This window comes from Corynebacterium sp. 2571A, assembly GCF_055700935.1.
This window is the reverse complement of the sequence record NZ_JASTTE010000002.1, coordinates 106823-129202: the sequence shown is the minus strand read 5'-3', so window position 1 is coordinate 129202 and position 22380 is coordinate 106823. Positions and strand designations below refer to the sequence as shown.

General features: G+C 63.0%; 26 protein-coding genes and 3 tRNA genes. 22 read left to right on the top strand and 7 right to left on the bottom strand.

What is annotated here, in order from left to right; genetic code table 11:
* Positions 1-109 precede the first annotated feature (109 nt).
* The 3 genes from QQS53_RS04040 to QQS53_RS04030 all read right to left on the bottom strand — a co-directional run bounded on the left by QQS53_RS04040 (position 110) and on the right by QQS53_RS04030 (position 2975).
* The gene (locus tag QQS53_RS04040; RefSeq protein ID WP_472774642.1) at positions 110-466 is read right to left on the bottom strand and encodes a hypothetical protein; all 357 of its coding nucleotides are present in this window, start codon (positions 464-466) and stop codon (positions 110-112) included.
* Complete coding sequence (locus QQS53_RS04035) at positions 417-695, bottom strand: single-stranded DNA-binding protein (protein WP_472774641.1); 279 nt, start codon at positions 693-695, stop codon at positions 417-419. The genes QQS53_RS04040 and QQS53_RS04035 overlap by 50 nt, the downstream gene beginning before the upstream one ends.
* A 201-nt stretch (positions 696-896) precedes the next feature.
* Positions 897-2975, bottom strand: coding sequence for a bifunctional copper resistance protein CopD/cytochrome c oxidase assembly protein (locus tag QQS53_RS04030; protein ID WP_472774640.1), 2079 nt, complete (start codon positions 2973-2975; stop codon positions 897-899).
* A gap of 73 nt (positions 2976-3048) precedes the next feature.
* Here QQS53_RS04030 and QQS53_RS04025 point away from each other — a divergent pair, with 73 nt between their 5' ends.
* From QQS53_RS04025 to QQS53_RS04015, 3 genes are all read left to right on the top strand, one after another.
* Positions 3049-3987 carry a LysR family transcriptional regulator gene (locus QQS53_RS04025; protein WP_472774639.1) on the top strand — a complete coding sequence of 313 codons (939 nt, stop codon included), beginning with the start codon at positions 3049-3051 and terminating at the stop codon, positions 3985-3987.
* 82 nt (positions 3988-4069) lie between these two features.
* Positions 4070-4142, top strand: a tRNA-Arg gene (locus QQS53_RS04020).
* A gap of 38 nt (positions 4143-4180) precedes the next feature.
* Positions 4181-4813, top strand: a complete 633-nt coding sequence (locus QQS53_RS04015; protein WP_472774638.1) for a hypothetical protein — start codon at positions 4181-4183, stop codon at positions 4811-4813.
* Between the two features lie 13 nt (positions 4814-4826).
* Here QQS53_RS04015 and QQS53_RS04010 read toward each other — a convergent pair whose 3' ends face one another.
* Complete coding sequence (locus QQS53_RS04010) at positions 4827-5018, bottom strand: PspC domain-containing protein (RefSeq protein ID WP_448872038.1); 192 nt, start codon at positions 5016-5018, stop codon at positions 4827-4829.
* Positions 5019-5190: 172 nt separating this feature from the next.
* Between QQS53_RS04010 and cmrA the strand changes: the two genes are divergently transcribed.
* The 3 genes from cmrA to QQS53_RS03995 all read left to right on the top strand — a co-directional run bounded on the left by cmrA (position 5191) and on the right by QQS53_RS03995 (position 6779).
* Positions 5191-6003, top strand: a complete 813-nt coding sequence (cmrA, locus tag QQS53_RS04005; RefSeq protein ID WP_472774637.1) for a mycolate reductase — start codon at positions 5191-5193, stop codon at positions 6001-6003.
* 14 nt (positions 6004-6017) lie between these two features.
* The gene (gene orn / locus QQS53_RS04000; protein ID WP_296206625.1) at positions 6018-6656 is read left to right on the top strand and encodes an oligoribonuclease; all 639 of its coding nucleotides are present in this window, start codon (positions 6018-6020) and stop codon (positions 6654-6656) included.
* A gap of 47 nt (positions 6657-6703) precedes the next feature.
* A tRNA-His gene (locus QQS53_RS03995) sits at positions 6704-6779 on the top strand.
* 44 nt (positions 6780-6823) lie between these two features.
* On the opposite strand, the gene QQS53_RS03990 is transcribed toward QQS53_RS03995, so the two are convergent.
* Entirely contained in the window at positions 6824-7789 is a 966-nt protein-coding gene (locus QQS53_RS03990; protein WP_472774636.1) for an MsnO8 family LLM class oxidoreductase, read from the bottom strand.
* A 67-nt stretch (positions 7790-7856) separates the two neighbouring features.
* Complete coding sequence (locus QQS53_RS03985; RefSeq protein WP_472774635.1) at positions 7857-9065, bottom strand: L,D-transpeptidase; 1209 nt, start codon at positions 9063-9065, stop codon at positions 7857-7859.
* A 325-nt stretch (positions 9066-9390) separates the two neighbouring features.
* Between QQS53_RS03985 and QQS53_RS03980 the strand changes: the two genes are divergently transcribed.
* Positions 9391-9463: transfer RNA gene (locus QQS53_RS03980), tRNA-Lys, on the top strand.
* Here QQS53_RS03980 and QQS53_RS03975 read toward each other — a convergent pair.
* On the bottom strand, positions 9429-9734 hold the full coding sequence (locus tag QQS53_RS03975; RefSeq protein ID WP_472774634.1) for a helix-turn-helix domain-containing protein: 306 nt from the start codon (positions 9732-9734) through the stop codon (positions 9429-9431). The two genes, QQS53_RS03980 and QQS53_RS03975, sit on opposite strands and share 35 nt — an antisense overlap.
* 112 nt (positions 9735-9846) lie before the next feature.
* Between QQS53_RS03975 and QQS53_RS03970 the strand changes: the two genes are divergently transcribed.
* From QQS53_RS03970 to QQS53_RS03900, 15 genes are all read left to right on the top strand, one after another.
* A complete protein-coding gene (locus tag QQS53_RS03970) occupies positions 9847-10038 on the top strand; it encodes a helix-turn-helix domain-containing protein (RefSeq protein WP_472774633.1) in 192 nt (63 codons plus the stop codon).
* Positions 10039-10740: 702 nt separating this feature from the next.
* The gene (locus tag QQS53_RS03965; RefSeq protein WP_472774632.1) at positions 10741-11043 is read left to right on the top strand and encodes a WhiB family transcriptional regulator; all 303 of its coding nucleotides are present in this window, start codon (positions 10741-10743) and stop codon (positions 11041-11043) included.
* On the top strand, positions 11027-11434 hold the full coding sequence (locus QQS53_RS03960) for an HNH endonuclease (protein WP_472774631.1): 408 nt from the start codon (positions 11027-11029) through the stop codon (positions 11432-11434). The genes QQS53_RS03965 and QQS53_RS03960 overlap by 17 nt, the downstream gene beginning before the upstream one ends.
* A gap of 343 nt (positions 11435-11777) precedes the next feature.
* Positions 11778-13199, top strand: a complete 1422-nt coding sequence (locus QQS53_RS03955) for a terminase (RefSeq protein ID WP_472774630.1) — start codon at positions 11778-11780, stop codon at positions 13197-13199.
* Complete coding sequence (locus QQS53_RS03950) at positions 13196-13411, top strand: hypothetical protein (protein ID WP_472774629.1); 216 nt, start codon at positions 13196-13198, stop codon at positions 13409-13411. Before QQS53_RS03955 ends, QQS53_RS03950 begins: the two co-directional genes overlap by 4 nt.
* Positions 13412-13458: 47 nt before the next feature.
* Positions 13459-14535 (top strand): phage portal protein, encoded by a 1077-nt coding sequence (locus QQS53_RS03945; RefSeq protein ID WP_472774628.1) that lies wholly within the window; start codon positions 13459-13461, stop codon positions 14533-14535.
* Positions 14507-15250 carry a peptidoglycan recognition protein family protein gene (locus QQS53_RS03940; protein WP_472774627.1) on the top strand — a complete coding sequence of 248 codons (744 nt, stop codon included), beginning with the start codon at positions 14507-14509 and terminating at the stop codon, positions 15248-15250. The genes QQS53_RS03945 and QQS53_RS03940 overlap by 29 nt, the downstream gene beginning before the upstream one ends.
* Before the next feature lie 388 nt (positions 15251-15638).
* On the top strand, positions 15639-17174 hold the full coding sequence (locus QQS53_RS03935; protein ID WP_472774626.1) for a hypothetical protein: 1536 nt from the start codon (positions 15639-15641) through the stop codon (positions 17172-17174).
* A 2-nt stretch (positions 17175-17176) separates the two neighbouring features.
* Positions 17177-17491 carry a hypothetical protein gene (locus tag QQS53_RS03930; RefSeq protein ID WP_472774625.1) on the top strand — a complete coding sequence of 105 codons (315 nt, stop codon included), beginning with the start codon at positions 17177-17179 and terminating at the stop codon, positions 17489-17491.
* A 1-nt stretch (position 17492) separates the two neighbouring features.
* On the top strand, positions 17493-17843 hold the full coding sequence (locus QQS53_RS03925; RefSeq protein WP_472774624.1) for a hypothetical protein: 351 nt from the start codon (positions 17493-17495) through the stop codon (positions 17841-17843).
* 5 nt (positions 17844-17848) lie between these two features.
* Complete coding sequence (locus QQS53_RS03920; RefSeq protein WP_472774623.1) at positions 17849-18286, top strand: hypothetical protein; 438 nt, start codon at positions 17849-17851, stop codon at positions 18284-18286.
* 2 nt (positions 18287-18288) lie between these two features.
* Entirely contained in the window at positions 18289-18681 is a 393-nt protein-coding gene (locus QQS53_RS03915) for an HK97 gp10 family phage protein (protein ID WP_472774622.1), read from the top strand.
* 4 nt (positions 18682-18685) lie between these two features.
* Entirely contained in the window at positions 18686-18973 is a 288-nt protein-coding gene (locus tag QQS53_RS03910; RefSeq protein ID WP_472774621.1) for a hypothetical protein, read from the top strand.
* A 108-nt stretch (positions 18974-19081) separates the two neighbouring features.
* A complete protein-coding gene (locus QQS53_RS03905; protein ID WP_472774620.1) occupies positions 19082-20977 on the top strand; it encodes a phage tail family protein in 1896 nt (631 codons plus the stop codon).
* Positions 20977-22368: a hypothetical protein gene (locus QQS53_RS03900; protein WP_472774619.1), complete on the top strand. Its 1392-nt coding sequence runs from the start codon at positions 20977-20979 to the stop codon at positions 22366-22368. Before QQS53_RS03905 ends, QQS53_RS03900 begins: the two co-directional genes overlap by 1 nt.
* The last annotated feature ends 12 nt before the right edge of the window (positions 22369-22380 follow it).

The following is a 22380-nucleotide window of genomic DNA, read 5'->3' as shown; positions in this document are numbered from 1 at the left end:
CAGGTTTTATCACCACAAACACTACCGCAAGTTGCCCGCTGGCTACCCCTTAAGGCACATAACCCGCCGGCACAGCAGGGCGCCGACGGGTCGTGAAGTAGCTGGCGGATTAGCTCAGGACGCTGCGCGCGCTGGCGGCGGCGCGATCACCCGCGGTATCGGTGGCGGTATCCCCCTCTCCGTTGCTATCGTCCCCGGATTCCGCAGACTCCGCGGCTTGTGCCGGCTCCGGCTGCTTGGGTCCGGACTTCGACAGGTCCTTGTCCACCGGGTAGTCCAGGACGCTCTCGCCCGGGATCTCCACCCCGGCGGCGTTGGTGACGGTTTCGATCTTGCGGGCGCCGATGACCCAGCGGTTCATGTCCAGGCCCAGCCATGAGGCCTTCAGGTAGATGCGGCTGCGGGCCTCGCCGGACTCAGTAGTCCACTGGCTGGTCACCAGCGAGCCGACGGCGATAATCGGCATCCCCTTTTGCAGGGTGATGCGGCAGGACTGGGCCAGCTGGCCCCCAGACCTCGACGTCCATGAACAACAGGTCGGAGTCTTTCCAGGTGTCGGTGGACTGGGTGGAGTTATCGCGCACGCGCCGCGAGGAGGCGACGCGCAGGTTGGTTTTCATGGTCTCGTCGTTGAACTTAACGAGCTGTGGGTTATGGGTCAGGTGGCCAAAAACGGTGATGGACAGTTGAGACATCTCGGTTTAATTCCCCTCGAGCAAATAGTGTTCTTCGCGCCCCGCGGTCGCGGGCCGCTGGTGTCCATGCTCGCCGAGGCGGCAGCGGCTGTAAACCGGCGCCGGCCGTACCTGTGGATAAACCCCGCCCCCACGGCGCGAAATATGCCTATGGTGGGGACGGGGTGGCATCGTTAAGCACTATGGGCGCTGGTGAGGTGCCTACATCTGCCGGAAACGACTAATGTCACCATCCTCGCTCAGCCCGGCCAACATGCGGTTGTATTCCTCCAAGTCGGCGTCGTGATCCACATCCGCCTTCGCGTCGTGGCGCGCGGCGGTGTTGCGATCCTCGCGCAGCCAATCGACGAAGAGCTTGCCGAAGACGATAACTAGCGGGAACTGCCCGAAGCCCCAGGCGATGCCGCCGCCCTCGCGCTGGTCCGCCAGCAGGTCGATATCCCACGGCAGGTTCAGGGAGTTGTAGAACTCCTCGCCCAAGATGGCGTTGAGCTGCATGAGGTAGACGCCCATATAGAGGTGGACCGGCATGGACAAAAACAGCACGAACAGGCGGATGTGCACCGGCGCGCGGTTCGGCAGCGGATCCGGGCCGATGACTTCCCAGAAGTAGAGGTAACCGGACAGCAGGAACATCCAGTTCATCAGGACGTGGCCGGCGTGCTCCGAGATGGCGAACTCGTAGAAGTCGAAGGACAGGTAGATGGCGTAGAAGACCACCAGGAACTGCAGGAGGTTCACGGCCGGGTGCGTGATGGCGCGCAGGATGCGCGACTTCGTCACCGCGACGGCGTAGTCGTGCAGGCTGGGCCGGCCCGGCCGCCCCGCGGGGAAGGCCTCCATGAGGAGGGTGAGCGGCGCGCCGAGCACCAAAAACAGCGGGATGACCATGGACAGGACCATGTGCCCCAGCATGTGCATGGAGTACATGGCCGGGAAGTACAGGCCGATGCCCGTCGACATCACGACGGTCATGCCCAGCGAGCCGAGCATCCACCAGGCGGTGCGCATGGGCGACCAGCTCAGCCCGATCTTGCGCAGCCGGTAGAGGGCGTAGACATACAGACCCGCCAGCACCAGGCCGATGACCCCGAACATGATGTCAAAGCGGAAAAAGGTCCACACGTTCCAGAAGGTGGGGCGCTCGAAGAGCTCGTAGCCCAGCTGGATCTGCATGGAGTTCAGGTTGGGATCCCGCGGCGGCGGGGGCGGCGTGCGCCCCATGGTGATGGCCACGCCGACCGTGGCGGCCATGACGGCCACCTCCACCACCGCCACGCGCAGGAACAGGCGCGGGCGCTTGTCCAGCTGCGGGATGGTCAGCTGGCGGTGGACGAAGCCCAAAAAGGCCAGCACGACCAGCAGCACGGTCTTGGTGGTGATAATCAGCCCGTAGCGGGTGGTCAGCCAGTCCGACCACTCCACGCGGATGGCGGCGTTGACCACGCCGGAGGCGGCCATCGCCAGCGCGGCGACGAGCGCGAGCGTCGAATAGCGGCGCACCGCCTGCCCCATTTCCCGGCCCAGGCGTCGGCCATGGGCGATGAGCGCCATGAGGCCGCCGACCCAGAGCACCACGAACAACAGGTGCCACAGGTAGGAGTTGGTGCCGTAGTCGTGGTCGCCGCCGGAGGCCGAGTGCCCGTCAAACCCCAGGGGAACCACCATGGTGATCGACAAAAACAGCAGCACCGGCTGCAGGGACCACTGCTGGCTGAACAGGGTCAGCACGCCGACCAACGCCGCGATCACCGCGGTGGCCAGCCACGCCTGGGCGGTAGCCACCTGGGACAGCGCCAGGCCCAGCATGTCGGGGCTTAAGACCTGGACGAAGGGCGTGCCGGAGACATCCGACATGACCAGCGGGATCTCCAGCAGCGAGACGATGGCCACGCCGAAGGAGGCAACCATGCCGGTGCGGGCGGCGAGGTGGCCGTCGACGGTCAAGGGGGCATCGATAAGCCGTTCGTTGTCCCCCTCCGGCACGGCCGGGGAAATCAGGAACGCCGAGGTCAGGTAGGAGCCCACGGCCAGGGCCATGAGTATCCAGGCCGCGCCCCGGAACGCCGGCAGGCCGATGGTGGTCAGGCGGCCCGGATCGGGAATGCCTAGGGCCTGCAGCGAGTCGGCCAGGAAGAACATCGAGATGAACCCTCCGACCACGCCGGCGAAGACCGTGGCTGCCGCGTAAATACCCCAGCTGGATCGCACCTGCTGGGTGCCGGTACTGGGGCTAGGCTTCTTCGTCGCATCCGCGTCGGTGGCGTGGCTGAAAGACATGCCGCTATTCTACTTCGGCGACGTTTCCATAACGAAAATGATTAATGGTCTATTTTCTGGCACGATGGGATTTATGGATTCTCGGCAACTCCACTACTTCCGCAGCGTGGTTGACCACGGCGGATTCACGCATGCCGCGGCGGCGATGGAGATGACCCAGCCCTCGCTGAGCCTATCCATCCGCAAGCTCGAAGACGAGCTCGGCATCCAGTTGCTCAACCGCAGCCGCGCCGGGGTCACCCCGACGGACGCCGGACACTACGTCTACAAAACCGCGGTCAAGCTCGACGCCCTGCTCAGCCAGACCACCCAGCGCATTAGGGAGATGGCGGGCGGGCTAGCCGGCTCGGTCTCGGTGTGCTCGGCGCCCGAGTTCAACTGGACCGTCATGCCCGCCGTCCTGCACGAGATGCTGCAAGAGGCCCCCGACGTGGAGGTCTACGTCGAAGACCCCTCCCCCAGCATCACGCTGGAGCGGGTCCTGGACGGCACCGTCGACGTCGGCCTGTTGCCGGTCACCGACCCGGCCGCGGTCGCGCGGCGCTTCGTGCGCCAGCTCGACGTCGTCGAGTTCGCCCGCTTCCCCTGGGTGGTCGGCCTGCCCGAGCGCCTGGCCGGCCTGCCGGATCCGGTCTCGCTCTACGACATCCGGGACGAGACCTGGGTGGTCGTGCCCCGCAACCCGGAGTTTATCGGGCTCACGGAGCTGCTGGACGAGCTCTGGGCCGACCACCCCGATGCCGTGCCCGCGCGCCGGCAGGAAATATCTACGCTCCAGACCGCCATCCCGCTGGTCGCCGGCGGGCTGGGTGTCGCGCTTTTCCCGGAGACCGCCCGCACGTTCAAGTCCGAGGGCATCCACTACCGCCAGCTCAAGGAGGAGCTGCCGATGATGAGCGGCATCCTGCTCACCCGGCGCGACGCCGACCTTTCGCCGGCCACCCAGCGGCTTATCGAGCTGGTCAAGAAGGTCGGCAAGCAGCGCGCGGACAACGGCGCCGCGACCAGCTAGCGGGCCGTGTGTCTCCGGCGCCGGGCCGGTCGAGTAAAATCTGTCCTGCACTGCGCGACAGCGCGGCGCCTGCCCCTTGTTAGCCCCTATAGCTCAGTGGATAGAGCAGCGGGTTTCTACCCCGCGTGTCCCGGGTTCGAATCCTGGTGGGGGCACCGCTTTCTCCCGTCTGAGCGGGACTAAAATAGCAGCCATGGACATCACCCTGGCTACTTTCTCCCACTGGCCCGCCGAGCTGGCCCCGCCGGGCCTGCGCTTCGATAACTGCTACCCGCCCGCCGCGGACTACCCCTCGTCCCGCAACGCGGTGCTGACCGGCCAGTACCCGCAGCGCCGCGCGCGCTACCGCATCACCGACGTCTTCGCCGACGCCGGCTGGCGCGTCACCGAGGGGGCAGAGCCCGCCCAGCCGGGCGAGAACGTCTTCCGCCTGTGGGAGGAGCCGGGCTCGCTGCCGGATACCGGCGTCGTGGCCGTGGCCACGCTCAGCGATTCCCCGGGGCCCATGAGCATCTTCTGGCCCGGTGTGGCCGAAGGCGGCACCTCCCAGGAGCTGGTCTCCCCCATGGATCTCGCGCCCACCCTGGCGGCCATCGCGGGCCTGGACGTGCGCCCGAACGCGCGCCTGTCCTTCGACGGGCTCAACCTCATCCCGGTCATCCGCTACGGGGCCTCCGGGCACGCCGCGCTCTTTTTCGACAACGGCATCCGGATGCAGGACGCCAGCCTCATCGACGGCCACGCGAGCAAAGAATCCCGCCGGGCGGCCCTGCAGGAAGAGTGGGACACCTGGCGGGAATTCATGGACTTCGGCCCGCTGCAGTAGCGCGGGGCCGGGCCTAGGCCTGCGGGCCTTCCGGCATGCAGATCCACAGCACGATGTAGATGGCCAGGCCCCAGGCGCCGCCCAGCGTGGCGATGGCGAACAGGGCGCGCACCAGGGTGGCATCCACGTTGTAGGTCTCGGCGATGCCGCCGCACACGCCGGCGACGTAGCGGTCGGTGGTGGAGCGGTGGAGTTTGTCGTTCATGGGGGTATTTCTCCTTCTTAGGGGTCGGGGTTTTCCTTTCACCTTCTATTCAACCGTGGATCCACCCGCAGCGCATCAGGGTTTTTCCCTGAACTAACCCGGATCTTTTCGCTAGGCTGAGTGGCACCGCCTAAGGTCGAACGCACCATCCGCGAAAGGACTTGAACCCGCTATGCCGAAAAAATCCGGACTGCCTGCCCCCACCCGCCATTCCTATGCCCTGATCACCGGCGCCAGCCAGGGCATCGGCGAGGCCATGGCCCGCGACCTAGCCGCACTGGGCCACAACGTGGTCCTGGTCGCCCGGCGCAAGGAGGCGCTGGACAAGATCGCGGGCGAGCTTAGCAGGGCCCACGACGTCGAGGCCGTGGCTTTCGATGCCGACCTCTCCCGCGCCGAGGACGTCGACCGGCTCGTCGAGTTCATCCGCGGCCGGGAGGTGAGCATCCTGGTCAATTCGGCCGGCATCGCTAGCTTTGGCCCGTTCATGGATCAAGACTTCGGCTACGAGACCGACCAGTTCCAGCTCAACGCCACGGCCGTGCACCGCATTACCCGCGCGGCGCTGGAGCAGATGCTGCCGCGGCGGCGCGGCGCCATCTGCAACGTGGGCTCGGCGGCCGGCAACATCCCCATCCCGAACAACGCCACCTACGTCTTCACCAAGGCCGGCGTCAACGCCTTCACGGAGGCGCTGCACTACGAGCTGGCCGGCAGCGGCGTCAGCTGCACGCTGCTCGCTCCCGGCCCGGTCCGGGATGCCGTCGTCCCCGCGGAGGAGCAGTCCATCGTGGACAAGGTCGTGCCGGATTTCCTGTGGACGACCTACGAGTCCTGCTCGCAGGAAACCCTGGCGGCCATGGCCCGCAACCAGCGCCGCGTGGTGCCGGGACCGCTGTCCAAGGCGATGAACACGATTAGCCAGGTGCTGCCGACCCCACTTATCGCGCCGCTGGTGGGCAAGTTCTACTCGCAGATGGGGTAGCTAGACTGGTGGTTATGCATAGCCAAGAGATAGCCCCCAAACACGACCGCCTGGTGTGGATCGATCTGGAAATGACCGGTCTGGATCCGGACCGCCACGTCATCGTGGAGGTCGCGGCCGTTATCACCGACGGCAACCTGAACATCCTGGGCGAGGGCATCGACCTCGTCGTCCACGCCACCGAGGAGGAGCTGGCGCAGATGGACGACGTGGTTACCGAGATGCACGCCAACTCCGGGCTGGATACGGAAATCCGCGCCTCCCACACCACCGTCGAGCAGGCCGAGCAGGCCGTCCTCGAGCTGGTCGCGGCCCACTGCGACCCGGAGCACCCCGCCCCGCTGGCCGGCAATTCCATCGCCACGGACCGCACCTTCATCCGGCGCTACATGCCCCGGCTGGACCAGGCGCTGCATTACCGCATGATCGATGTCTCCACCATCAAGGAGCTGGCGCGGCGCTGGCACCCGAAGGCGTATTTCCACCAGCCGGATAAGGGGCTGGCCCACCGCGCGCTGCAGGACATCGTGGAGTCCATCCGCGAGCTGGACTACTACCGCCGCAGCGTCTTCCGCACCGACGGCGGCCCGGACAGCGGCCAGGCCCTCGAGGCGAAGGCCGAAAGCACCCACGCTTACCAGGCGTTTTTGTAATTCGCCGTTCATGGGTTAACCTAAATAGCGCTGCTAAGGCAGCGATGGTGGCTGTAGTTCAGCTGGTAGAGCACCAGGTTGTGATCCTGGGTGTCGCGGGTTCGAGCCCCGTCAGCCACCCCAAAGTTAAAGCAGGTCAAGGATTCCTTGGCCTGCTTTTGCTATCCCTAGTGAGCTAGTTGGTGCGCCAGGAGCCTTTCGCTCTCGGCCCGGCCGGCGCGGTCCGGGATATCGCCCGTCACCATAAACTCCTCCACGCCCAGCTGGCTAGCAATTGCCGCTAGCTCCCGCCGCACTGTTTGTGGCGTGCCCACCACGTGGTGGGCCTGGATGTCGCGCATGCGGGCGCGCTGCTGGCTGGTCATCGCGGCGAGATCCAGGTCCGCGGCCGGCACCAGCGGGCTGAAGCGGCCGGTGGACTGGGCCATCGCCTGCGCGTAGGCCTCCGGGGCCAGCAGGTCCGCGGCCTTTGCTTCCGTGTCCGCCACGGCGATATTCAGCGAGGAAATCACGTGCGGGGCGGGGCAAAACTCGCTGGGCTGGAAGTTCGCCCGGTAGGTCTGGGCGGCCTTTAGCTGGGTGCCCACCGGCCCGCCCAGGATGACGCCGAGGCCTAAGCGCCCGGCGGTGCGCGCGGAGGCGTAGCCGGCCAGCAGGAACAGGCCCACCTCTCCCTCGAGGCGCGGGCGGGCGGTGACTGCGGCATCGCCGCGCAGGTAGCTCAGCAGCTCGCCCAGGTCATCGCTGTAGCGCTCCCGGGCCTTGCCGTCCTGGCGCAGCGCCGCGCGCACCGGGGCGGTAAAGCCGACGGAATTGCCCAGGCCGATGTCCACCCTGCCCGGGTACAGCGCCGCCAGCGTCGCCACCTGCTCCGCGATGAGAAAGGGCGGGTGCCCGGGCACCATGATGCCCGCCGTGCCCACGCGCAGGCGCTGTGTGGCCGCCGCCGCGTGCGCCGCCAAGAGAGCCGGCTGCCCGCTGGGGATGCCGTCGACGCCGTGGTGCTCGGCGACGGTGAAGCGCTCGAAGCCCAAGGACTCGACGTACCGGGCGTGCTCGGCCACCCCGCGCAGGGTCTCGGCCTCCGTTTCGGCCGGGGTCGCCGCGGCCCTATCTAAGACAGAAAAACGCATGCTCCCCACGGTAGTCATTGGCCGCGGGGAGCACGCGCTCCGCAAAGGTTGAGCTGGCTTAGGCGGGCTAGGCGTTGCCGGCCTTCCAGTCCTCCCAGGACATGTTCCAGTCGCCGAGCCCGTCGTAGGGCGAGAGCACCCCGCCGGAGGTGTTCTTGACCAGGACGATGTCGCCGCGGCCGACCACCTGCTGGAACCACTGGGCAGCCTCCGGGGTGACGTTGATGCAGCCGTGCGAGGTGTTCGTGTTGCCCTGCGCCCAGACCGACCACGGGGCGGAGTGGACGTAGATGCCCGAATAGGACATCTGCGTCGCATAGTCGACGACGGTTTGGTAGCCGCCGGCATCGAGAGCCAGCCCGAAGGTCGTGGAGTCCATCATGAGCTGCTCGTGCTCGTCGCCGATGATGTAGCGCCCATTCGGGGTCGCGTACTGGCCGTCGCGGCCCAGCGAGACCGGGATCTCGCGCAGCAGCTCCTGGTTCTTGTAGACCCGCATGGTCTTGGTGGCGTCGTCCACGATGGAGATGACCCGGTCGCCGATGGTGAAGCTGGCCTCGTTGTTGGAGCCGCCGTACACCTTGTTACCCAGGTCGACGCCTTCAATCTCCGCCTTCGCGGTCACCTTCGTGCCCGGCTCCCAGTACTCCTTCGGGCGCCAGCGGACCTCGTAGTCGTTGACCCAGTGGAACGCGCCCTCCACCGCCGGGGAGGTCTCCACCGTCAGGGCCTCCTCGGCCTTCTTGCGGTCCGGCACGGGCACGCCAAAGCGGAAGTTCACGGTCTGCCCGACGCCCACCTCGGAGCCGTCCAGCGGGGCCATGGCCACATCCGCGGTGCCGTTAGCTTCCGGGGTGGTGAACTGGACGGTCTTTTCCTTGCCGTTTTCGTCCTTGGCGTAGATGGTGTAGGTCCGGTTATAACCCAGCGTCTCGTCGCTCGACCAGGTCTTGCCATCATCCGAGAGCGTTTCCGCCACGACGTAGCCCTGCTCGTTGGTCATGGTGACCGTCTCCAGCCCCTTGCCCAGGGACTTCACGGTCACGGGCGTGAAGGGATCGACGTCCTCGGCGCCATCCTTGACGGAGAACTCCGGAGCCTTCTTCTCCTTCTTGGCCACGCTGGTGGCACCGGCTTCCGATGCCCCACTTACCTCCGGCGCCGCCGCGTCCTTACCCTCCGGATCGCCAATCGTGCACGCCGCCAGCGACACCGCCGTAACGGATGCAACTACCGTCACTACGCCGCGGCGCAGCAGCGAAATCGTCCTAGTCAAAATTCAAAAACCCTTATCTAGCCTGGTTCTTTTAACCTGCAAGTTAACCTGCGAGTCAGCCGCCGAGCCGCCTTCGCCGCGAGCTCGTCACCCAATCTCACTAACCATATCGACAAAACGTCCCCAATTTGTACACAAAATTAGCGCTGCAGCGACTTTGATACCTAATCGTTGCATTCAGCATCAAGCACGCGATAACGTTACGTTAATACCCCGCAAAAACCTGGGATGACCAGCCGATTTTACTATTTTCTTTGAAGGGGTTAAAGTTATTTTCCGTTGCAAGGACAGCGGCCGAGAGATTGGCTCAAGTTTTTGAAACAATGCGCCATTAGCTCAATTGGCAGAGCAACTGACTCTTAATCAGTGGGTTCGGGGTTCGATTCCCTGATGGCGCACAACCTCACCCCCGTCTGGCTCCGGCCCGGCGGGGGTTTCGCCTGTCTCCAGCCAATCAAGAGACACGCCCGTCGCGAACGCGATGGCGATAAGTGTTGTCCGCCGTGGCTCAGACTTACCTTGCTCAATCCTTGCTAGCGACGTCCTAGCCATCCCTAGGCGTGCCGACAATTCGGACTGCTTTAGATTCGTGGATTCGCGCGCCTTACGTACCCGGTCCGCGATTGTCCATGAGGGAACGAACCCCGCGCCATGTATTGAAGTAGTCATGTGGTTAATTTTGCCCTTTAGCTGGCTAATGCGTCAAGTGACGCACTTCAGTTGTGTCTTATGTAGCGTTTAAGGTTGTATGACATTGGCCCGTTGTGCTTTAATGTGTCCTATGACGCTTAAAGAACTAATCGGGAGCAAGGAGGCGGCCCACCTCCTAGGCGTTACCCGCGGAACTATCAACCGATGGGCTAAGGCTGGCAAGCTCAAGCCGGCCGGCGAACTAGGCAAGCGCGGTATTCAAGTATTCGACCGTACCGAGCTCGAGCGCCTGGCCGCCGAGATTGGAGGGAAAGAGTGCTAGCCATCGCCTTCGCCACCCTCGGCGTCGCCTTCGCAGTCAACGGACTAAGCCGGGAGTCTCTACGCCGTGAAGTTCCCCGATCCTAATTGCCCGGCGTGCCGAGGCGAGTTCCCTCATAAGCGCAGCGAATACCGCTGCGATGTGTGTGGGATCGCCTTCGCCGCCGGCCATGTCGCCCCGGAACAGAACGGTATGAGGATTTGCGCCTCGTGCTGGGAACGACACCACTCCCACTACGCCGGACAGCTTCCGATTTAGGGACCGGTCATGTGGGTCTATCAACACAAATCATCTCCGTCGCGGTCGTTGATGGGCCCTCATGGCGTGCCCTACCGGGATACGTCACGCGAAAACTAAATAACCTTAGATGACTTTCAACCGACCCCCTGCTTATGACGTGAGTACAGGGCTAACAACAACCGCGTGCGCTAATTGAGCTTTCACCACAGTAAAAAGTGCCCCGGTCTAGCGCCCCGGAGCCGCCCGCCGCCGACTAGCTACCGGTAGCAGGCGTGGAACTGAGAGGCCCCGTGCATGGAAAAGCACGCGGGTCTATTAGTCGTGGGATGACGTCGGAAAGCGGTTCAAAACTGGGAAACCAGCACTGGGGAGGTCATCGACAAACAACTCCCCCGTAGGGGGCGATATGGGTAACCACCCTAGCCCCTGCAACTAGTAGCTAAAGATAGGAAAGGTAGATAAATGGCCCGCCTCGAGAAGTGGACAGACACCGCTCGCTGCACTACGCAACACCCCATGGTCTACGACCTGGACGACATTAGACCCTGGCGCGAGCTCATGGGGCCGGACACTACCCGCGATGACGTGGCCGAGTTCCTCTGTAGGGGCTGCCCGGTGAAGCAACAGTGTGCTATGGAAGCTTTCTACCCGTTGGTGGGCGATAGCGTGCGGGCGGGCGTGTGGGTGCCTGTGAAGAAGGGCCACGCCAGGAATAAAGCTTCTAAGCGACTCCAAGCAATCGCCAGGGGTGAGTTGGTTGGCTAGGCTAAGCGGGCGACGGCTCCAAGCTCTCATCGCTCTAACCCTCGAGACCTACGGCGACACCTGCCATCTATGCGGTAAACCGGGCGCTACCACTATCGACCATGTTGTCCCCGTGGCTTGCGGTGGCGATAACTCGCTCGACAATCTCCGCCCGGCGCATAAGTCCTGCAACAGCTCGCGCGGGGCGCGCTCCCTGACCGAGTGGTTCAAGGCTCACCCCATCGCGCGGGGCGAGCGGGCGCCGCGTTCCCGCGATTGGCTGGCGCTCCACCTGGGCGTTTTGGTAGTAAGGGCCGCCCAGGAAGTCCCGCGCCCAACTTCCATTTTTTCCCAGCGTAATTCAACACGGGGGTTGGTACAATTCACGAAAACCCCAGTTAGGACGGCATAAATCATGGGTAGACCAGATCCTAGGCGGCCGCGTGCTGGCCAGCTCGGCATCTTCGAGACGGAAGCAATCAAAGAGCCTGATCAGGTGCTCCGAGGACGGCACTCGGAGGCGATGGACTCGGCGATTCTGGCCGCTCGCGACCAGGGCGGGCTAAGCGAAGTAGATGAAGGAATTGAGACCGTGCTCCGCGCCGGTGCATGGGCGCTCGACTCATTCGAGAAGCAGAACAGGCCCTACGGCCCGACAAAAATTATCGACCAGATGGTTAGCGCGCTCCGTGAGGCTCGCATGACCCCCGACTCACGCGACGTTGCAACAGACGATGAAATCAAGGACTTACTAAATGCACTCGGCCCTAGCGGTTCCCCGCTATCACACCCCGCGTAACGAGGACTTCCCCACCTACGGCCCGGCCGTCGATGCCGTCGCCGGTGCTCTCAAGGGGCGGCTCAAGCGCTGGCAACGCGCCGCAGATGATGTTGCCCTGGAAATCAACCCAGACACCGGCAAGTGGAACTATCACACGGTGCTAGTCTCCGTTCCCCGACAGGCGGGTAAGACCTACAACTTCATGGCCGTGGGGACTCACCGCACGCTGATACAGCCGGGGGCGCGGGTCTGGTATACAGCTCAGACCGGCCAGGCCGCGCGCGAACGATGGGTTAAAGATTGCGGCACCCCTGCCAGCTCTCGGCTTAAATCAATCGTGCGAACGAAGTTCGGTGCGGGGGATACTCGCCTAATCGTGCCCGCCACCGACGCTCAATTCCGGCCAATGCCGCCTACTGGCGACTATCTCCACGGCGAGCAATCCGACTTAGTGGCCATTGATGAACCGTGGGTGCATAGCGAAGCGGCCGGGGCTGCCCTCCTACAGGCCATCGTTCCGACGAAATCGACCCGGCACGACCTCGGCCACGGCCCCCAGACTTGGTATTTCTCGACGATGGGGGACGGAAACTCGACGTGGTGGCACAACATGCTAGACCAGGCGCGCGAGAACAAAACGCCGGGTGTCTGCGTCATCGACTACGGGATAGGCGACGATGTAGACCCCACCGACTTAGACGCGGTGTTCGCCGCGCACCCCTCCGCTGGGGAGGGGCTGACGATGCAGGGACTCGAGGAAGCCGCCGACGAGCTCACCCCCGGTGAGTTTGCCCGCGCCTACGGCAACCGGCGGACGAAAGTGTCTAACGCGATTCTCCCCGGTGCCGCGATTGAAGCCGCGACCACTAACGCGCCACTTGATCCCGGAACATTCCACCTCGGCGTGGCCGTGTCTTGGGCTCACGACCAAACATCTATCGTGGCCGCTGGCACGATTAACGGGGTGCCCGCCCTCGAGCTGATTGAGTCACGCCCCGGCCAAGCCTGGGCGGTGGACGTGGTAAAGCGAATCCACCGAAAGCACCGCCCCGAGTCAATCCGAATCGACGCTCACGGCCCCTCCGGCCACCTGGCCGAGGAACTGGCCGCCGACCTCGGCGAAGCGGTGCAACTCGCCACCGTAGATGACCTGATCCAATCCACTGACTTCATGCTCACCGCGATACCCGAGCAACGGCTCCTCCTACGCACCGCCCCCGAGTGGCCCGCCGAGTTTAGCGGCGCGGCGCTACGCACTGTAGGCGATAAAGGCCGACTTATTGACCGCCGTCGCTCTAACGGATCCATCGCGTCGATTGAAGCCGGGCTCCTGGCGGTAAGGGGCGTGCGAGCTGTCGCGCCGGTGGTCTCCGCGCCCGAGGTATTTTCGCTGTGACCCCAAAGAAACAAAACATGGTTGCCATCGTGGAAGAATCTCCCTACCTCACGGTAGTGTGCTGCCGCCAGTGCGAGTGGCGCGAAGCCGCGCGAAGCCGCGAGCACGGCTGGTATCTCATCGCCCGGCACCTCAAGGACGCTCACGGTGACTATCACGGGGCCGAGTACGCAATGAACAACGTGTATAGATTGCGCCGCTACCCGCGTTAACCTCGACTTTTCTACCAATCGCCAGCGGTTAGCGTCATTCTTTCCGCATGGGACTTTTGCAAACTCTCCGCGACTCACTCGCGCTGCCCGCCCTGGCGGCGGGCTCCGTTGCCTACGAGTCGCCCTGGGCATCGCCCAACCACCTATTAAGCATCGACCCCCCGGATAGGCCCTACATTCCTGCGACTCGCGCCACCGCTATCGGGATTCCCGCCCTGGCGCGAGCTCGCCGCCTCATCGTTGGCTCCATCGCCCGCTGCCCGCTGTATCAGACCACCGGCGACGAGCCGGACGAGCTACAGCCCGAATGGCTCTCGCGCTCCAACGGGCCGATTAGCCCATTTCACCGAATGCTCTGGACGGTAGACGATTTACTTTTCTACGGTTGGAGTCTTTGGGCACTCGAGCGCGACCAGGACGGCCGCGTCATCGCCGCCGACCGCGTGCCCTACGCTGATTGGGAGTTCACCGACGAGGGCGGAATCACCTACCAATCTCGCGAGGTCAACCCCGAATCGGTGTGTCTAATCCCCGGCGTAGACGAGGGCGTCCTGGCCGCCAGCCCCGAGACAATCCGCCACGCTGTCGCGCTCAATCGGGCATCGACGAAAGCGGCGACAACACCAGTAGCCCACACCGAGCTCCACCAGACCGGCGGCGATCCACTCTCTGATGAAGCCAAGTGCGCACTCATTACGGGCTGGATTAAGGCGCGCCAGTCCGAAGATGGGGCGGTGTCCTATACCTCGCCCAATATCGAAGTGAAGAATCACGGCCAGTACGACGGTTCACTACTCATTGAGGGCCGCGCGGCTAACGCGCTGGACATCGCCCGGATTACCGGAATCCCCGCGATTCTCCTGGACGCCGCCAGCGGGGATAACACGATGCGCTATTCCAACGTGGACGCGCGCAACACCGAGTTCATCGACTTTTGCCTAGCGCCGTTCATGGCCGCGATTGCCGCGCGCCTGGGCATGGACGACATGACCCCGGCCGGTGCCCAAATCCGATTCGACACCCGCGAGCTGACCGACGTGGGAGGTCTGAACGTTCAATCCGTGGACGTTCCCGATGATGAAAGGACGCCAAGAAATGAAGAATTGGCTAACTCTCGAGCCTGATAAATACGCCCTAGTAGGCGGGCACCGATTCACCAAGGGGCGCACCTCGGCGATTAACAAAATCGTCATTCACCACAACGCCGGGGTTCGCATGTCCACTGAAGCTTGCAAGCACCTGTGGGATACCGAGCGCGAAGCAAGCGCTCACTACCAGGTGGAAGACGATGGCACCATCGGCCAGCTGGTAAATGACTGGGATACCGCATGGCACGCCGCCAACGCGCGGGTAAACGCCGAGTCCATCGGAATCGAACACGCCAACATCGGCGGCCCGCCGCGCTGGCAAATCTCGGATAAGACCATCGAAGAGGGCGCTCACCTAGTCGCCGCGCTCTGCCACGCCTACAAGCTCGGCCCGCCGCGCTGGCGAGTAAACATCTTCCCCCACTCCGATTTTGCGTCCACCTCCTGCCCGCACCAGCTCGCGCCAGGTGGCGAAGACCACCGCACCTACATGGCGCGCGCGTCCTACTGGTACGACCGCATGGCCAACCCGTCACCAACTCCCCCACCACGAAAGGAATCAACCGTGACCCCCGAGCAAGCCAACCGAATCGAAGCCAAACAAGACCTCATCCTCGACCAGCTCCTAGGCCAGCGCACCGACCAGGGGCGCACGCCCTGGCCGCAATCCGGCGGCCGCACCCTCCACGACGTGATATGTGCAATCGCCGAAATTGAGGGCGTACCAGGAACCAAAGACGTAAAGGAATAAGGCGGTGTTACTCATGGCAATCATCTACATCGCCGGACTACTCTCCGGCGCGATTCTGCTCTCCATCGCTCTGTTTACGTGGATTCGCCACTCTGCCAAGGAATACAAGGAAGGACTCTCTCACGGTGGCTCACCGAATCGACACCAAAGAACACGCCACGCAAGTGCAGCACCCCTGGCGGGCGACGATCCGCGCCGTCATCTGCGCCACGCTCGGACTGCTCCCTCTACTCCCTGAAATCGCCCGCGACGCCGGTGTCGAAACTGTCCCCTGGGTAGTCTCCACGCTCGCCGTCACCGCCGCAATACAGCGCGTGATCACACTCCCCAGTGTGGACGCGTGGCTCTCTGACACGTTTCATCTAGGCGCTAAACCGAAAGGACACTAATGCCAAACACTGACCTCACCGCCGTTGACGTAATCGACCCCGGCGAAGTGCACGCCAGCGAATCCGAGCGCACCCTCGAGGGCTACGTCCTGCCCTGGGGTGCGGTAGGAAGCACCAACAAGGGACAGATGACGTTCCCGCGCGGATCCGTAAACCTCCCCTCCACTCTCTCCAAGGTAAAGCTCCTCGCTGGCCACTCCGAGAAAGGCGGCGTGCCAGTAGGACACGCAATCGATGCCGAGGATAGGGAGGACGGGCTCTACATGCGATTCAAGCTCGGCTCGCACGCCGCCGCCCAGGACTCGCTACTCATGGCCCAGGAACACACAATCGACGCTTTCAGTGTCGAAGTCCGAGGGCTCCGCACCATCGGCAACCGCGAAGCCCGCGAGGGACTGCTAAAAGCCGTGGCCCTAGTACCTTTTCCGGCTTTCGACGGTGCCCGGGTAGAAACTGTGAACGCCGAGGAATCCGAGGAAGCAACCCCAACCGAGGACACCACCCCGGACAAATCCGAGGACACCACCGAACCCGCCGAGGAATCCGAGGAAGCAACCCCAACCGAGGACAAGGAAGAAATGAACAATCCAATCCGCCCCGCTTTCACGAGCGAGAACCCAACCCGCGAGCCCGCGACCCTCGAGCGCGCAACTGACCTACTCATGGCCGCCCACACCGGCGAGCTGGCCATGGACGAACTCCACGCCGAGCTGGTAGACATCACCGGCTCAAACTCGATTAACACTGTCGCCCCTGGCTGGCTCGGCGAGCTGTGGTCTGGCGTACAGTACGAACGCCGCGTAGTCCCGCTGATTCAAAACGCCGCGCTCCGCAACCGCAAGGCCACCGGCTTTAAGTGGAAGACTAAGCCGACCGTCGCCAAGTGGGCGGGCGACAAGACCGATATCCACTCCTCCCCTGCCGAGTGGGAAAATGTAGAAATTAGCGCCCAGCCCTGGGCGGGCGGTAATGACCTCGACCGCCAGATTTTCGACTTCAACGAGTCCGACACGCTCCGCGCCTACTGGGAGGCGATGGCCGAATCTTACGCTTTCGAGACCGACAAGGACACCGCCGCGTTCCTGGCTGACAACGCTACCGACCTACAGGAAGCCGCCCCGGACCTGATTCGCGCGATTACTCGCGGCGCAATCCGCATCGACAACGCGGTTCACGTCCCTGCATCTTTCGCCCTGGTGAACCCCAACGACCTCGAAAGCGTGCTGGACTTCTCACAGCTCGACGTTCCGCACTACACCGGCCTGACCCCGGTATCCACCCCGGATAAGTGGGTAACCAGTGAGTTTGTAGAACCGGGAACCGCCCTAGTTGGCTCGAAGCAAGCCGCCACGTTCTACGAACTGCCCGGCTCCCCGCTCCGAGTACAGGCCGAGCACATCGCCAAGGGCGGCCGGGACGCGGCCCTATTCGGATACACCGCGCACATGATCAACCGGCCCGAAGCACTGGTTAAGGTGCACTTCTCCAAGACCTCCACAACCGAGCCCGCATCGTCTCCTGAGGGGACCGAGTAAGCATGGCTGAAATCACCACACTGGAAGTGGAATCATGGTTAGGGGTGGAAACTTCCGGCCACGATTCGACGGCGTTGGATACCGTAGTAGCCATTATTAACGACACTGTGACGAAATGGCACGGTGACCCCGAGGGCTGGGACGACCGTATCCACGGCGGCGCGGTAATCCTCGCCGCGCACCTCTGGCGGCGGCGCGCCACCCCCGGCGGTGTCGCCCAGTTTGGTGAAGATGCGGCCGGATACGTGCAAAAACACGACCCGCAAGCCGCTATGCTGCTCGGCCTGGGCGGCTGGACTATCCCCAAGGTGGGATGACATGAAGCCCACCCAACTCACCGGCGAACTGCAAGCCCTGGCCGACCGGCTCACGGCGGCCGGGGTGCCCGCCAGCCTGGAAGCTCACCGGGTGAATCTTCCCGGCGCTTTCGTCACCGTGGGCACCATCGACGCCCAGCTCCTCCACTCTGGCCAGATTTTCCCCACTGCCGAAATCCACCTGTTAGCGCGTGACACCGGCCAGGCGCACGCTCTCACACAACTCATGGAAGTTCTGGAGAAGATTCTGTCCGCCGGAATCATCCCGACCTCCACTGCCATTACCTCAATCGACCTGCCCAACTGGGGACAAATCCCAGCAATGACACTGACTGTAGAAATTGGAGACTAAGACCAATGGAACCGCAATATCTCACCCTAGGCCCAGGCGAGCTCACCCTAGGCGAAGTCGGCGATACCTCCGTGGAAATGAACGAGTACGTCACCGCGATTCGTCTCACTCCCTCCGTTAACTCGGAAGATTCGATTATGGTGCTGTCCGGCCGCCAGCTGGCCGGCGATACCAACTTCACCTGGGCTATGTCCGTCACCTGCTTCCAGACCGTCGCCAAGGGGCACTTCCTGCCCTGGTCTTGGGAGAATAAGGGCAAGGAAGTACCCTTTATCTTTATTCCCAAGGACAAGGAAACCGCCGCCAAAGTCACCGGCACAATCATGGTTGTACCCGTAGAACTCGGCGGCGACGTGGGCAAGCGCAACACCTCCGAGGTGGAGTTCCCCGTCATCGGCCAGCCAACTCTCACCGCCGAAACCTCGAACAGCGGAAACGACTAGCCATGGGCAACGGCTTTCAGAAAGTCTCGATAGATGTAGACGGCGCGCGCCGCCTACGCCGCACGCTCAAGCAAGCCGGCGGCGACCTCTCGGACTTACGCGAAGCCAACCGCGAAGCGGCCCGATCCATCATGCCGATAGCCGCCGGGCTCGCCCCGGTGGCCACCGGCCAACTAAAGGCCAGTCTCCGAGTCGCCGCGACCAACCGCGCCGGAATGCTCCGCGCTGGCCGAAAGTCCGTGCCCTACGCGGGCGTAGTTCATTGGGGCTGGCCAGCACGCGGACGTAAGGCAAACCCGTTTATGGCTAACGCCGCCACCGGTAACGAAAGTATCTGGATGAAGGCGTACATGGACGCGGTAGACCAAGCAATCAAAAAAGTTAAAGGAAAGTAAAACTATGAACACAATCATCATCCAGCTAGCCGACGGCACCAAGCACGAGATCCACCCGACGCTGGCGGACATGGTGGCCTACGAAGCCACCGCCCGAACCCGCAAGTGGGGCGCGTTCAACGACCCAACCTCCCAGGTGACCGCGTGCGCGTTCATCGCCTGGAAGTCTCTACAGCGAACCGGCAACTACTCCAAGCCATTCGAGGACTTCCTAAACGACGTGGTGGACTTTGACTTGCCCGACGAGGACGGCGGCGCGAGCGAAAACCCTACACCGGCCCAGGGCGAGTAATCGCCGCCCTGGCGGTACACACTGGAACCCCGCCCAGCGTCCTACTCAATGAAGATCCGGTGATGCTGGCGACAATGATCGACGTAATCAAGGAAAGCGCAAAGGAAAATGGCCGGTAAAAAGACCTCGATGGTCTCCATTCGCATCGTGTCCGACGCGAATAATCGCGGCTTCCGCAAAGCGGCGAAAGCGGCCGACACCATGGCCAAAAAAATGGCGAAGTTTACCGCTATATCCTCCTCGGTAGCTTCCGGCGCGGCTATCGCTGGCGGTGCTATCGGCCAAATCGCCGCCGGTGCCGCCGCCCTGGGCGCTGTCGCCGGGCCCGCCCTCGGCGCTGTAGCCCTCGGCATGGACGGAATCAAGGAAGCAGCCACCGCCGCCCAAGCACCATTCGAGAAACTCAAGGGCGCGGTAAGCAGCGAGTTCGCCGCCGGAATGACCGACTCATTCGCCCGCCTAGGCGAGACCATAACCGGCCTGACCCCGGCTATGACCGACCTGGCGGCGACCACCGCCGGGGTATTCTCTGGACTCCTCGACACCGTAAGCGCTAACCAATCCCAGCTGGAATCTCTCACCGTGGCCAGCGGCGAGTTCCTCTCAACGCTCGCGCCCGGTCTGAACCAGTTAGTCGAAGGATTCCTCGCAATCGGCCCCGTCATGGAAGAAACCGCCGGGAGACTTGGCGAAGCGTTCGGCGGCGTGCTCGGAACCATCGGCGCGAAGTTCCAAGAGTTCGCCGACAACGGCGTTATGACCGAACTAGTATTGGGATTCTCGGCCGCGCTCGACGGGCTGTCCAATCTGCTCGGCCCGTTGCTGGACTTGCTCGCCCAGCTCGGCGTGGCCCTCGGCCCCGCCCTGGGCGACATCTTCACCGCGCTAGGCGTAGCCGTCGGAGGCCTAGTCGAACCTCTCTCCGCGATGGCCGAGACCGTGGGCACCGCGCTAGCCGAGGCACTGGCAATCATCGCCCCGGCAATCGAGCCATTCTTCACCGGCCTACAGTTCATCGCGGAAGCTCTCTCCCCCCTTCTCGAGCCGCTGGCCATGGTGGCCGCGCTCATTGGCCAGGCCCTCGGCGATGCCATGGTGGCAATCTCGCCGCTGATTAATGACATCTCCCTTCTAATCGGCGACCTGCTCAAGGGCGCAATTGAAGCTGTGACCCCCATCATTCCTACTCTGGTTCAGACCGTGGGAATGCTCGCTGACGCTTTCCGCCCGGTAATCCCGGTATTGCAAGACGTCGCCGCCGACTTATTCCCGCTCCTGGGCGATGTGCTCCAATCAGTCGCCCCGCTATTCCCTCAAATGGCGGCCGTGGTGCAAGACCTAATTCGCGCCCTGCTGCCTATCCTCCCGCCGCTGGCCGACGTAGCACGCGCACTACTGCCCGCCCTGGGAGACATCTTGGTTGCCGTGATGCCCGCCGTGTTGTCCTTGGCGGACGCTTTTATCCAAATCGTGGAAGCGCTCACCCCGCTGCTGCCACCTATCGCCGAACTGATTACGTCGCTGTTGCCACCGCTGACTAACCTCCTCGGCGGCGCGGCGGATATTATCGCGGTAGTCGCTGATTGGGTAGCGTCGCTGGCCAGCGGATTTATCAAGTGGCTGACTCCGGCTATCGCCGATGTAGGCGATTGGCTGGAATGGCTGATTAACAAGATTGACGTGGTAATTTCATGGCTCCGCGATTTAATCAATTGGATTCAGTCGGTTCCCGTGCCTGATTTTAGCTTCGCCGGTGGAATGGACTTCGCCGGTGGAATGGACTTCGCCGGTATGGATTTCTCCGGCTTCGACGGCGCGGTGACCGGCGGCCTGGCCGCCACCATCGCGGCCGCGCCGCGCCACTCTACCAGCGCCGCGCCACCCGTAATAAACGTGAACATCACCGATTCGGCTATCGGTGATGAACGCCACCTGGCCGACGTAGTAACCCGCGCAATCCGGAAAACTGATGTAAACCTCGGACGAAAAAAGGTATTCGCATAATGGACCCGTTTGTCCCGTTGATTAACTTCGAGCACTCGGCCTGGCAAGCCACGATGACTCACGATGACATTCACACCGCCGATAAGCCTATCGCGGTGGAATCGCTCTACCTCACGTGGGGCCGGGAGGAATACCTCGAGGAACACACCCCAACAACGGCGGACTTCCGCCTATTTGTGTTCGACTCCGCGGCCTACACCACCGGGTTATTCATGGCCTTCCGCCAGTCAATCCCGATTACTATCAACGTCGCCGGAACGATTATATTTCGCGGCTACCCCCGCGAAGTTAAAGCGCGTCGCACCACCCTCAACGGCCGCGAGCTCTACGAACTCACCGTGACCGCCGCCGACGTAACAACCGTCCTCGAGCACCACCGCCCGCTAGTGGACACCGGGTGGCAAGCCACCGATATGGTAAGCACCGCCAAGAAAATCACTAAGCGTCTACGCTCTCTCCCCCGATTCACCGAGACCGTAAGCGCCGTGGAAGTGCCGCCAGAATCTGCTAATACCACTGTGCAAATTGCGCACCCTGACTGGGATAACGCGACCTTGCGTACCTACCTCGAGCGGTTCTATCGCACTCTAGGCGGCCGGGGCTGGGACTACAACGCCCAGACTCGAGCAATCTTCCCCCAGAATCTCGGACCCTCCCTAATTCGCTCACACCTCGCCCACTACGCCTACGGCCTAGTAATCGAAGCGGATACCGACTATCTGCGAAGAACCAACGACGTCGTAGACTTGGACGGCGACGTCCTCGAGGTGGACGAGCTCGGATTCACCATCGGCCCGCCAATGAACCTGCAAAAAGTAGACGTTAAGGCCTACGCCTACACCGAGAACGACAAAGTCGAAAAATCCGTCACCGTCTACACCGACGGCGCCGACTCCATGACTGCGGACACCATGCTCGCTCCGTCATCATCGACGGACAAGGGCTATATCCAACGGTACGCATACAGCGTCGCCAACACCGTCAAACGCGTGACCCAATACCCACTGCCGCCGCGCGTGACGTATGAGTTCGACCGCCTCGAAACCAAGGTAGAAAAACTGTATTGGCTCTCCACGTGGGACACCGGAATCATCGGCGTAATGACTAACTCGGCCGTGCTCCAATGGCTCCAATCTGTACCCAAGGCCGCTGCCGCTGATACCGTCCCGCCAACGGTAATGCCCGTAGGCGGCGAACTCGAGTACAACGGCGAGACCTGGCGCGTCACCCACAACCTGATCCACATCGGCCGTATCGGCGCCGGGAAGGGTGACGTGACCTACGAGACTCTTAACTCCGGCGGCTACACCATCGGCGACTATGCCGAGCGAACCACCTGGTCTGACTTTTCCATTCTTGACCCCAACAACCCATTTAAGGAATACGCATAATGCCCGCAAAGA